The organism is Winogradskyella aurantia, from assembly GCF_002266855.1.
Classification (GTDB): Bacteria; Bacteroidota; Bacteroidia; order Flavobacteriales; family Flavobacteriaceae; genus Winogradskyella; species Winogradskyella aurantia.
Map to the genome: position 1 here is coordinate 433265 of NZ_NGJN01000001.1, position 12550 is coordinate 445814.

Consider the following 12550-nt stretch of genomic DNA (forward strand, 5'->3'; position numbering starts at 1 on the left):
TAATGAAAACAATTTTAGTTCCTGTAGGGCCCTCTAAAAATGCAACATCGCATTTACAATATGCTATTGATTTTGCAAAGGCATTCGGCGCAAAAGTTTATGTAGTTCAAATATATAACGTATATACCAAAGCCGGAACAATGATAAAGATTGATCATATTCTTGAGCGCGAATCTATGGCTTTTCTTGAATCCCATGTTGCCACTGTTGATAAAAAAGGAGTAGAGGTTATTACAAGAACGTTTAAAGGAGAATTGATTGACACTTTAGAAGAGGTTTGTAAAGCGTTGAAGGTTGATTTGATCATTTTAGAACCGAGAACCACTTCAAGCAAAGAAGAGGTTTACCTTGGTAAGACATCTGGAAAGATTGTTAAGCGCACTCAAATACCAGTATTAATTGTACCGGAGGGATATATTTATAAACCTATTGTTAAAATTCTTTTGGCACTTAAGTCCGCCGTCATTAAAAAAGAAGGAGTTCTTAAACCTCTCATCGCTATCAAAGACAAATTTAAAGCCGTTGTAAATATTTTGTTGGTAAAAACCCCGCATCACCTTGAAGGTGACTTTGAGATTAATGATGAATTAAAAAGGATAATTACAAATACAACAATTTCAGAACGACCAACAACCTTTCAAGCTGTACTTGAACATTACAAGGAGAATAATCCTGATCTGTTGTGCGTTGTGAGACGCAAACGCGGGTTCTTTTCAAAACTTTGGGAAAAGGACACAATTTTAAAAAAGGACTTTCATGCTAATAAAATGCCGGTCCTGGTATTGAGCGGCCTAAAGTAAATTGCATAGTTACATTTGGTTCAGACCTTAGTGAAATCATTGGCTACTTATGAGCAAAGAGATAATAAAAACTATAGAGCTTTTCGCAGGCGTCGGTGGATTTAGAATCGGATTGGAAGGCTTTCCAAAACGGAAAAGCAGTCATTATGACGTGGTTTGGAGTAATCAATGGGAGCCAAGCACCAAGAAACAGCATGCCAATATGGTATACACCCAAAGATGGGGTGAGGATAAGCACTCAAATAAAGATATTGCAACCGTAGATCTTCGCGATATCCCAGATCATGATTTATTGGTTGGCGGTTTTCCTTGCCAAGACTATTCGGTCGCCACAACCTTGAAGCATAGTGGTGGCCTCATTGGTAAAAAAGGTGTTTTATGGTGGCAAATTCACCGTATTCTTGAGGGCAAAAAAGAAAAAAAACCAAAATATCTCCTGCTCGAAAATGTAGATAGACTTTTAAAGTCACCGGCTTCCCAAAGAGGTCGCGATTTTGCTGTGATGCTTGCGTCGCTCAATAACCTAGGCTATGCCGTAGAATGGAAGGTGGTAAATGCATCTGAATATGGAATGCCACAGCGGCGTCGACGTATTTTTATCATTGGTTATCATAAGAGTACTGGGCTCTATCAAAAATTACAAAAAGCCAAAGGAAAAACAGAATGGCTTTTTGAGGATGGTATTACAGCAAAGGCATTTCCTGGTAAATCAGCTAACGCAAACTTGAATCATAGGGTTTTGGGGAAAAACCTAGTAGAAGTGTCGGATCATTTTAATAAAGGCCAAAAATTATCTCCATTTATGAATACAGGTGTTATGATAGAAGGCAACTTTTGGAGCCAAAAATATGAACCGGACTACTATGGGGAATATAAGACCTTGGGAGATATATTAATACCAGAAAAAGAAGTTCCTGAGGATTTTTACTTAGAAGATAACTCTCTGGACAAATGGGCATACCTCAAAGGCGCTAAAAATGAAAAACGTTATAATAAAGCTAATGACTTCTGGTACAAATACAATGAAGGAAAGATGATTTTTCCTGATGATTTGAAAAAACCCTCAAGAACGATTATAACAGGAGAGGGCGGAAAGTCTGCATCGCGATTTAAACATGTAATTCGGGTTAATGGTCGCCTGCGACGACTGACACCAGTTGAGTTGGAAAGGTTGAACACATTTCCAGATAATCATACCAAGGTTGAAGGTGTGACGGCTGCCAAGCGTGCCTTTTTTATGGGAAATGCACTGGTTGTAGGTGTCGTTGAAAAACTAGGTAAGGTTCTTGCGGACGAAATCACATCTTAAAAATAGTTTTTCCAACCTTTTTACGTATTAAGAAATCAAGCCTTAATACTAAATTAATAGGTTGTTCATCTTTATTGTTTTTAGAGAAGTATAATACACCTTCAGTCTTTGGATTTAGTTCTTTTATAGGATATTTTCCGTGTTCTCCTTTTGATCTTAATTGCTCATCAATAGATTTTAAGGTTTCATGAGAAAGTCCTTTTTCATTGAGCAAACGAGTTAATTTGTCTTTATAAACTCCAGTTATTTTAACCTTTTCTAATCCATTATTTAAATTGTGTCCTTTTGGGTAAATACCGGTTATTAAAAAGTAGATATCTGTAGTTTTGGTTTCATCAATAAACCAACCTTGGTGCCAATTAGTATTCTTTAAATAAGAAAGCTCAAAAGCAAAAGTAGGCAGCGAGGTGTTTAGATAATCGAGCTGTGCTTTTTCATCAACATTGAAACTTGTTGTACCATTACTTAATACCAAATCAATACCTTTATATTGCCTATCGAGTTGGTTGATTCTATTGAACCTGTAATTAGAACCTTTAAATAGTTTCAAATAAATGGCGTTAAGATATTTCGCTAATAGTACTTCATTATCTAAGTCCTGTCTAAAATTAGAATTGGCCATTTGATATTTTTGTATGGTCAAATATTTGATGATTTAAATTTAGCTAATTTTGGATAATGTAAAGTTTTGTACTTTATTTGTAATTGCCAAAAATGGGGATGTAGCTCAGTTGGCTAGAGCGCTTGACTGGCAGTCAAGAGGTCGTCGGTTCGAGCCCGATCTTCTCCACTTAGACAAAAGAGCTTCCAATATACGGGGGCTTTTCTATTTTAGAAAAGAAGACATTTTAGCTATAGCTAGGTTTAATTCTGGTGAAACATCTTCATTTGTCCATGGCTGTTTTGTATTAAAGACATGGTCAGCATTCTCTACGATAAATAGTTCGCTTTTTGGGTTCCATTTATGAACGCTCTGGGCTTCCTCAATTTTAACAGTATTGTCTTTATCTCCGTGAATAATAAGATGTGGAATGTCCATATGACGTGTTGCCCTTTGGATATTCAAACGTTGGCGATTTCTTAAAAAGTCCTCATAGAATTGGTAATAATGGGGCATTTGCTGTTTGGTTCTTCCATTAACTATAAATTTCACACCACTGGCTTTCCAGGTTCTAATCTCCTCTTCAGAACCAAATCTCATTTCGAAATCACTAACACCCGCAAGAGAAATGAGCTTTTTTATCCTTTTGTCTTCTGCGGCTTTTAAAATGGCTATACCGCTACCACGACTATGACCAATTAAGCCAATGTTAGATATATCAATATAGGATAGATCATTAAATTGTCTAGAAACCCAGTCAATAACATCGTTTAAATCATCGAGCTCCTTAGTGTAGTTGTTCTGTCCAAAAGCTTCAAGATCCGGAAAATCGATGGGCTGTTCAATAGTACCACCATTATGGGAAAAATTGAATTTCACAACGCAAATGCCTGCATTAGCTATGGCTTTTGCCATTAAATTCCAAGCGCCCCAATCCTTATAGCCCTTGTAGCCATGACAAAAAATAGCAATAGGCTGTTGGTCATAATCCTCAGAATAAAAGGTGTCAATTAAAATGGGCTTGTTATTCTCTCGTGTTAAAATAAGATTCTTGTTAATTTGCATTGGGTAGTTTTTTTTCGACAAAATCAATATTGGGATCAAAGATTTCCAGAATGAGCTTTTTAAGCTCTGCTTCAAATGCATCTATGGTATCTTCTGTTATAGATTGATTTTTTGTTCTACTATTTGTTGATGGCTTTTGTCCAAATTTTAAAAGGCCGGCATTTAAGTTCTTAAAAGAATAAATCCCGGCTTCAATTGGAAGGGAAATTCTACCTTTCCTTAACATCATATAGGCATAGCATAACACCTGAAAGGACTTACTATATTTGTCATAATCGGTTGTGAGATCTCCCCAATTAACTATTTCGACTTTATTTTGCTCTACTTTGCCAGATTTATAATCAATAACTCTAGTTTTGCCATTAAACTCATCTATTCGGTCTACTTTCCCCTTCAATTGAATGGGGGAACCCAATTCATCAATATCAATAACTGTTGACTCTTCTGTTTCAATAGCAATAATTTTTATGGTATTACCATCTTTTAAACTGTTGATTTCCGTATCAATAAAATTGGAAATATAACGTTTGGCAATTTCGAAAATGATGAGGTTTTTCCCTTTGCTAAAATCACCCTTTTTATAAATTGAGGTAAATTCTTCTGCAACTGTCTTGTCTATGAGAGTTTTAAATTCAGTCAGCTGTTCAACGGTCAGAAATATATTCTCAAGCGGTTTATAAAACGTTTCTAAGGTATTGTGTATAACGGTTCCCAAGGTGTTAGCCGCAATATTTTCTTCCACGTCTTCAAATTGTTCAATACCTAAAATTTTTTCAAAATAGAAGGCGATAGGGTTTCTGATATAATTGGTAAGCGAGGAGGGTGAAAATCCTTTGACTGCTAATTTTTGTAAGGCCTCCATTACTGAGGGTGTTTTGTGAATACGCTCAATATATTCTTTAATCACGGGTACTTTAGGCGTTACAATGGCATGTTTAATGTCATGGATACCCTCTATTTCAAGTTGGGTAATCAACCTGCTTTTTTCGCCTCCTTTGAGCGCATCTATCTCAGTATTATAAAGAATATATACCTTTTTGGCCCGTTGCAACAACCTATAGAAGTGGTAGGTATAAACCGCATCCTTTTCTTTAAAGGTTGGAAGTCCATTCTCTAGCTTTATATCGTAGGGGATAAAGGAGTTGTCAGATTTTCCACCAGGTAAAATACCTTCATTGACAGCGCTAATAATAACGGTCTCAAAATCCAAAACGCGAGATTCTAGCATACCCATAATTTGTAGCCCCTCTAAAGGTTCGCCTTTAAAATCTAAGGTTTCTGAACTCAAAAGCTCTTTGAATAGGTGATGTAACCCTTTAATAGTGTCTAAATGGTTAAAGTTTGTATTTAACTCCTCGAGTTGATTAAAGAGTGTTTTGAATCGATATAAGTATTCTAGCTCTAGGCTATGTTGGCTTGGGGTATACTTTTTTTTGATTTGGAATATAAGTTCAGAGCATCGTTTTAAAGCTATAGATGGCATGTCTTCCCAAGATTTAAACAAAACATCTATAAGGTCATGGTTTGTTTCGGAAATATTTTTTAACTCTAATGTGTCCAAATAAACCAGATTATTTTTTTGAATAAAACCGACGATATCTCTGGACACATTGATTTTTTGGTCCATAAATAATAAGTTTATCGATGGATGGGAAATTATTTTTACAATGTCTTTGTAGTAGAATTGATTAGAATTGTTTTTATGTATTGCAAATAGAGATTCAAAAAGGGAAGCTAGAGGCACAAATTTCAATGGTAAGCCCATAGTAACATTAAGTGATTTAACACTTTGAGGTAGAGAATTTAATACAGGGACTAGAAGACTCTCTTCGCTTAATACAACAGCGACATTATTGAAATTTGGATTATCATGGCTAATGTTATCCAATAATTGACCAATTAGCTTAGCCTGACCAACATGTTTTGGCACACCAAAAACCTGGATGTCTTTATGCTCTTTATAATGTGAGGACACCCAATTAAACGCATGTTTTTTGAAGTAGCTCCAATTATTGCTGTAGGCTCTCATAAATAAACCGGCATCGTGGATAGTATCGTCTATAAATGTTTTATCAATGTCCCAATAAATGAGAGCCATATCATTTTGGAGAAGCTCTTGTATTATTCTAGACTCGGATTGATTAAGTGCATTAAAACCCAGAAATACATGTAATTTATCCTTGTGGTTTTGGATATAGGACTCAAGATTTTCACAGGCCTCTCGGTAGATTAATCCCTGATAGCCTTTTTGAGATGCTATTAAATTAGCGCTAAATTCTTTGTAGTATAGTTTTAGGTTATGCCAAAATTTGAGGTGATTTTTGATAAGGTCAGTTTGGTTGCCTTCTAGCGACCAATGATTGAGCTCCTTGATGGCCTTTAAATAGTCAAAAACACGGTCTTGTGGAATAAGGTAACGGTCAATTTCATTGAAGTCTTGCAAGAGTAATTGTGCCCATTTTGAAAATGACTCAAATGGTTCTGGCTCTGAAGTACCCCTCAAATTTTTATAAGTGCTATAGAAACTAAACAGTAATTCTAAATTTGACGGCTGTTTTAGACCAGATAAATCCTCTACAAATTCTTGGATGCTTAATAATTGAGGTGCAAAAATGGGCTTATCTATAACTTCAGTCAACTCGCGTTTAAGAAAAACCCCTGCCCTTTTACTTGGCAGAACAAAACAAATTTTATCTAAATCATGGTTTTGCTGTTTAAGGCTAATCAGCACACTTTTAATAAAACTACCCATAAGGTAAAAATAAAAAACGCTCCGAATTTCGGAGCGTTTTTATTCTATATTTTGAGAAGTTTAATTTTTCAAATTCACTTCTACACGTCTGTTTTCTTCTCTTCCCGCTCTTGTGCGATTATCTGCTATAGGCTTATCTTCACCATAACCAGTAGCTGTTAATCTATCAGCGCTTATTCCATTGGCTATTAAGTAATCTCTAACAGCGTTAGCTCTTCTTTCAGATAATCTCTGATTAGTAGCTTTAGAACCTGTACTATCTGTATGACCATCTATAGAAAACTCTGCTTTTGGATACTCTTTAAATATAGTTACCATAGCTTGTAAAACTTTATCGGTTTCAGTTTTAAATGTAGCTTTACCAGTATCGAATAAGATATCTCTAGCGTAAGTATTAAGTGATTTTACAACTTCAGCAGAAGGCTTAATTTGTGGACAACCATCCAATTCAACCAATCCTGCTTCATTAGGACATTTATCATCTTTATCTAAGACACCATCACCATCTGTATCTGGCCAAGGACAGCCATTGTTAGCCGCTGGACCTGCTTCGTTAGGACAATTGTCATCGCCATCAGCAACGCCATCGCCATCAGCATCAGGACATCCCATTAATGATTTTAAACCAGCAACAGTAGGACATTTATCATCTTTATCCATTACACCGTCACCATCAGTATCAGGACAACCGTTGAACTCAGCTAAACCAGCTTCGTTAGGACAATCATCTTTAGAGTCTTGTATGCCATCACCATCTGAATCTGGACAACCGTTGAATATTTCTAATCCAGCTTCTTCTGGACAAGCATCTTCATTATCATAAATTCCATCACCATCCGTATCAGTACCACCGAATTTAAAAGTTACCCCAACTGCATGTTGAAAGTGCTTCGGTAAATAATCTTCAAAAGAATGTTTATAAGTAGATTGTACATCAACACCTACCTTCTCCGAAAGCCAATATCTAAATCCAAGAGAACCATTTAATGTCCCTGCTCCGATATCGTCTAGCCAAGTATAACCACCTCCAACGCCTAAATAAGGCTCGAAAGTCTTAGAATTTATTAATTCCATGAAACTATATGACACACGACCATCAATGGCGAAGTATGTTAGATTATCAACTCTATTGGTTGTTTCGCGACCAGTAATAGGGTCTGCAATTGAACCAAATTTACTAATGCGATTTAACGAACCTGTAGCTGAAAAGATAAAACCATCACTTAAATATCTAGATAGTGATACTGTTGAAACAAAAGGAAGGATATTCCAATGGTCGTCAACGTTGAAAAATTCGTCAAAATAATCTCCTTGAGGCATATCTTCACCTACTGGGTAAGGGTCTACTGCATTTACTCCAATACCGAAAGCCCATGGATTGTTTTTATCTTGCGCATTTGTAGCGCTCATTCCAAAAAGGAGCACTGCAACTAGTAATAATCTGCTAAGATTTTTCATATTCTAATTAATTTTAAATTATAAGTGTTAATTGTTGGCAAAAGTAACTTGTTAAATGTTATTAACAAAGACAAATATATAAAAATATTGTTACAATGCCCTATAATAGTGAGTTTGTAACGATTTTAAATTATCTCAAGTCTTTTGCCAATTTTGATAAAGGCTGAAATGGCAAAATCAAGTTGGTCCTTGGTATGAGCAGCCGAAAGCTGAACTCTTATTCTGGCTTTACCTTTAGGCACAACGGGATAAAAGAATCCTATGACATAAACACCCTCTTCAAGAAGCATATCCGCCATGTTTTGGGATAGTTGCGCATCATATAGCATTACCGGTACAATAGCAGAGTCACCTTCAATTATATCAAAACCAGCCTCTCTCATTCCCTTTTTGAAATATTTGGTGTTCCAGTCAAGCTTATCTTTTAATGAGGTATCGTTCTTGAGCATGTCAAACACTTTAATTGATGCTCCAACTATTGCTGGCGCTAAAGAATTTGAAAATAAATAAGGTCTAGACCGTTGTCTAAGGATTTCAATAATTTCTTTTTTTGCGGTAGTATAACCACCCATAGCTCCACCCAGAGCTTTACCTAAAGTACCCGTAATGATGTCTATTCTTCCTAAAACACCTTTTTCTTCCAGCGTACCGATACCTGTTTCTCCTATAAAACCAGTAGCGTGGCATTCATCAATCATTACCATGGCGTCATATTTATCAGCTAAATCACAAATTTTATCCAATGGCGCTACAAGGCCATCCATAGAAAAGACGCCATCGGTCACTATTAATTTAAACCTTGCTCCATCTTCACTAGCTGCGATAAGTTGCTTTTCTAAGTCTTCCATATCGTTATTTTGATAACGGTATCTCGCCGCCTTACAAAGCCTTACGCCGTCAATGATGGAGGCATGATTTAATGAATCGGAAATAATAGCGTCATCCTTAGTAAGCAAAGGTTCAAAGACACCACCATTGGCATCAAATGCCGCTGCATATAATATAGTGTCTTCCGTACCGTAAAATTCAGCTATTTTTCGCTCAAGTTCTTTGTGGATATCTTGGGTACCACATATAAATCTTACGGAAGACATGCCGAAGCCATGTGAATCTAATGTGTCTTTAGCCGCTTTGACAACTTCTGGATGAGAGGAAAGCCCCAAATAGTTATTTGAACAAAAATTTAAAACTTTTTGTCCTGTATTAAGGGTAATTTCCGCACCTTGAGGTGAGGTAATAATGCGTTCTTTCTTGAATAATCCCGCTTCCTTAATGGTTTCGATTTCTTTCTGTAAAAATGATTTAATTTCTCCGTACATTATTTTCAATTTTTATCTCCAACAAAGATAATATGCCTAGGTCAGACTTCAATAACTTCGATGGGTTCATTTATGTAAATCAATAGCTTTTTAGTAATAGTTAAATTCATAGCCTCCAAAACGGTCTGATAGGCGTTGATTTGCGATTTGTGATGCGCCTGTTTTTCACCTGTTTTATAATCAATAATTACAACATTGTTTTGAGCATCAATATTTAGTCGGTCAGGTCGTAAAATCTCACCTGTTTTTGTAATAATATCCCTCTCGTTGTAAACTTCATAGGTAGTATTAAAATAATGGGTAAGTTCGGGATGACGTATGAGTTCTTTAACTACTCTTTGTGTGCTTTCCAGGGTTTGGGCATTGAGGTCTCCAGACGAGATAAGTTCTTCAAAGGCAAACCCTATGTCGTCTTCCGATTTTATTTTAGACAGTATCAGGTGTATTAAGTTTCCTTTTTCGATAGCTTGCTCTTGCTGGGTATCCCAAAGCAAACCAGATTTGGTTATGATACTTAAATTATGACTCTCTTTAGGAGTTGAAATAAGCTTTAATTGTCTTGCTTCCAAAGCCTCTGACTCTTCCTTTTTTATGGGCATTTCACCAAAAGAGTAATGCAATTCAGAATCTAACCAACTCCCTTTGTGTTGTAAATAGGAAATAAACAAGCCTGAAAAGGTTTTGCTATTGGGCAATCCCTTAGAGTCTAAATCTTTTTTTGAAATTATATAGAGTTGTTCTACAGCCCTAGTTAAAACTACATACAGCAAATTGATATTATCAAGCTGAAGTTGAGAGGTATGCTCCATATAAATTTGTTTGCCTATTTCTTTGAAATGTTCTACATCCTTGTTGTAGTTTAATAAAAGACTTTCAAAGGTATTATAGACATTCTTGTCTACAGGAAACCATACTTTTGGAGAAAGTTCTTTGTAAATATCAAGGTCTGCAAATGGAAAAATAACAATAGGGAACTCTAAGCCTTTTGACTTATGAATAGTCATAATCTGTACGGCATTTAAATGATCGGGCAAAACAACACTTAGCTTATCTTGTTGCTCTTCAAAATAACTTACAAAGGCAGAGATATCGGAATTTTGGGTTTGTGTGAATTCCAAAACCGTATCTAAATAAAATTGAAGAAAGGCATCAGAGGTATTCTCTAGTTTAAAGGCTCTAATTAAATATTCCACTAGCTCATACAACGGCATTTGAAGGAGTAGGTCTCCGTTAAAATGAATGTCTATACGGTTTAATGATTTAAAAAAGGCGTTCAAGTCTTTCTTTAAGTGAATCTCATAAAAGGCATGTTTATCTTCAATACCTTGAATATTAGCGATAAACGAGAGCACTTCAATTTTTAAAATATCATTTTGTGGCTGTAAAAGTAGCTTTAAAGTAGAATGTAGCGCACTAACCTTTTCTGAATTTTTTAATAGGAGTGTCTCCGAGGATGTTATGTTTATTCCATTATCGCTAAGATATTCTGCAATAGCGACCCCTTCTTTCCGTTTTCTGGTTATAACACAAATATCACTGAGGTCATAACCATTGGCTTGACATTGCTTAATGGTTTCTAAAACAGCATTCACATAGAGTTCTGTCGTATCGTCTTCTTTTTTTATGCCCAAAAAGGTTAAATCGACATACCCAGGAGATTTAAGGTTGCTGTGCTGTGGGGCGCTTTCATATAATTCTGCATAGTCCCTGTTTTCAAAAAAGGTCTCACCTAAAAACTTAAAAAATGAATTATTGAATTCAACAATGGCTTTAGCACTGCGATAATTAGTATCTAAATTTTCCACAACGGCTTCAACAAAAAACGGATTGTTATTTTTATTGTAAAGCTCTATGAATTGCTCTGGATCACCACCACGCCATCTGTAGATCGCCTGTTTGGCATCACCAACCAGCATGGCAGAACCATTTGGTCCTGAAATGGCATTATCCAATAGGGGGACGAGATTTTCCCATTGCATTTTGGAGGTATCCTGAAATTCGTCAATGAAATAATGTCTGAACTTTTCTCCTAACCGTTCATATATAAAGGGTGTCGGTTGGTCTTTAATTTCTTTGCTTATAATTTGGTTGAATTCAGAGATGAGTATCTTGTTTTGTTGATTCTTAATCTGATTTAATTCATTTTGAATGGCATTTAAAACAGATAAAGGGGTAATGTTTCTGTAAATGGATTTTAAAAACTTTAAGTCAAGCACTAATGACTTAGTGTAGTTAAAACTTTCGGCAAGTTGTGGTTGGAGGCTTTCTATTGTTGACACAATATAATCTGAAACACGCTTCGGATACAACGGCTGACCTTCAATTAGGTCGGTTTGCCAATTTGATTCAAATGATAAATCAGTTCTGCCATTTTTGAGATTTAAGAAATGGTTGGGAAGTGACTTTCTGGAGAAATCATCAAATTGTAAACCAGATTCCTCAATTAAGGTTAGTATTTCTGAAGAACTATTTATAATAGCAGTTTCAATGGATTTAATTCTTTTATATACATCTTTTTTTAAATCCTTAAAATCCTCCAGGGATTTGCCCTCGAGTTTTTCTAATTCAATAATGTCATTTTCGTTGACTAGGAGCTTGGCAATTTTATTAAAGTCATAACTGATGTCCCAACTTTTATCATCATCAGTTTTTTCTATCGCAAAGTCAACTAAAGTATCTGTTAAAGTTTTGTCGGTACCGGCCTTAGCTATTAAAGCATCGACAGCTTCGGTCAATAGACGATCTTGGTCTAGTTCAACTTCAAAATTAACCGGTAAATGCAAATCGTGGGCAAAGGTTCTAATAACGCGATGTGTAAAGCCATCGATTGTTGAAATTTCAAATGCACCATAATTGTGAACAATATGCTTTAAAATATGGCTTGATTTAGTTTTTAAGAATTCCTCGGTCACTGAGAGCTCTTCACAAATAGCGATCATCATAGGATGGATTTCTTCGCCCAAATCGTGTGTCGAGAAAACTTTAAGCATTAAAATAATGCGCGCCTTCATTTCACCTACCGCCTTATTGGTAAAGGTGATGGCTAAAATATTTTTGAATTCCGTGTAGTTGTCAGATTGAAATAGAAGTTTGAGATAAGCCTTGGTTAAGGTATAAGTTTTGCCACTTCCAGCAGAGGCATTAAAGATTTTAAAGGTAGTTTCTGACAAAAGAAAAATTTTATACCAAAATAGGGAATCTTAATATTTTATTTAGACTTTGTTGTTTTCAATATCGTAATTTTGT

General features: G+C 35.7%; 8 protein-coding genes and 1 tRNA gene. 3 read left to right on the forward strand and 6 right to left on the reverse strand.

The features are described from left to right. Nucleotides 1-2: 2 nt before the first annotated feature. Both CA834_RS02035 and dcm read left to right on the forward strand, forming a co-directional pair. Nucleotides 3-800, forward strand: coding sequence for a universal stress protein (locus tag CA834_RS02035; protein ID WP_094966992.1), 798 nt, complete (start codon nucleotides 3-5; stop codon nucleotides 798-800). Nucleotides 801-849: 49 nt separating this feature from the next. Continuing rightward, the gene (gene dcm / locus CA834_RS02040) at nucleotides 850-2109 is read left to right on the forward strand and encodes a DNA (cytosine-5-)-methyltransferase (RefSeq protein WP_094966993.1); all 1260 of its coding nucleotides are present in this window, start codon (nucleotides 850-852) and stop codon (nucleotides 2107-2109) included. Here dcm and CA834_RS02045 read toward each other — a convergent pair. Beyond that, complete coding sequence (locus CA834_RS02045) at nucleotides 2099-2752, reverse strand: hypothetical protein (RefSeq protein WP_240507402.1); 654 nt, start codon at nucleotides 2750-2752, stop codon at nucleotides 2099-2101. The two genes, dcm and CA834_RS02045, sit on opposite strands and share 11 nt — an antisense overlap. 73 nt (nucleotides 2753-2825) lie before the next feature. Between CA834_RS02045 and CA834_RS02050 the strand changes: the two genes are divergently transcribed. Next, a tRNA-Ala gene (locus CA834_RS02050) sits at nucleotides 2826-2899 on the forward strand. Between the two features lie 36 nt (nucleotides 2900-2935). Here the strand turns inward: CA834_RS02050 and CA834_RS02055 are convergent. The 5 genes from CA834_RS02055 to CA834_RS02075 all read right to left on the reverse strand — a co-directional run bounded on the left by CA834_RS02055 (nucleotide 2936) and on the right by CA834_RS02075 (nucleotide 12474). Further along, nucleotides 2936-3775 carry an alpha/beta hydrolase family protein gene (locus tag CA834_RS02055; protein WP_094966995.1) on the reverse strand — a complete coding sequence of 280 codons (840 nt, stop codon included), beginning with the start codon at nucleotides 3773-3775 and terminating at the stop codon, nucleotides 2936-2938. Then, complete coding sequence (locus tag CA834_RS02060) at nucleotides 3765-6527, reverse strand: PD-(D/E)XK nuclease family protein (RefSeq protein ID WP_094966996.1); 2763 nt, start codon at nucleotides 6525-6527, stop codon at nucleotides 3765-3767. Before CA834_RS02060 ends, CA834_RS02055 begins: the two co-directional genes overlap by 11 nt. Nucleotides 6528-6587: 60 nt before the next feature. After that, on the reverse strand, nucleotides 6588-7985 hold the full coding sequence (locus CA834_RS02065; RefSeq protein WP_094966997.1) for an OmpA family protein: 1398 nt from the start codon (nucleotides 7983-7985) through the stop codon (nucleotides 6588-6590). A 125-nt stretch (nucleotides 7986-8110) separates the two neighbouring features. Continuing rightward, complete coding sequence (gene kbl / locus CA834_RS02070; RefSeq protein WP_094966998.1) at nucleotides 8111-9304, reverse strand: glycine C-acetyltransferase; 1194 nt, start codon at nucleotides 9302-9304, stop codon at nucleotides 8111-8113. A 41-nt stretch (nucleotides 9305-9345) separates the two neighbouring features. Beyond that, nucleotides 9346-12474 (reverse strand): UvrD-helicase domain-containing protein, encoded by a 3129-nt coding sequence (locus CA834_RS02075; protein ID WP_094966999.1) that lies wholly within the window; start codon nucleotides 12472-12474, stop codon nucleotides 9346-9348. Nucleotides 12475-12550: the final 76 nt, after the last annotated feature.

Coding starts and splice junctions, on each gene's coding strand:
- CA834_RS02035 (WP_094966992.1), top strand. CDS start 3: ATGAAAACAATTTTAGTTCCTGTAGGGCCCTCTAAAAATGCAACATCG.
- dcm (WP_094966993.1), top strand. CDS start 850: ATGAGCAAAGAGATAATAAAAACTATAGAGCTTTTCGCAGGCGTCGGT.
- CA834_RS02055 (WP_094966995.1), bottom strand. CDS start 3,775: ATGCAAATTAACAAGAATCTTATTTTAACACGAGAGAATAACAAGCCC.
- CA834_RS02060 (WP_094966996.1), bottom strand. CDS start 6,527: ATGGGTAGTTTTATTAAAAGTGTGCTGATTAGCCTTAAACAGCAAAAC.
- CA834_RS02065 (WP_094966997.1), bottom strand. CDS start 7,985: ATGAAAAATCTTAGCAGATTATTACTAGTTGCAGTGCTCCTTTTTGGA.
- kbl (WP_094966998.1), bottom strand. CDS start 9,304: ATGTACGGAGAAATTAAATCATTTTTACAGAAAGAAATCGAAACCATT.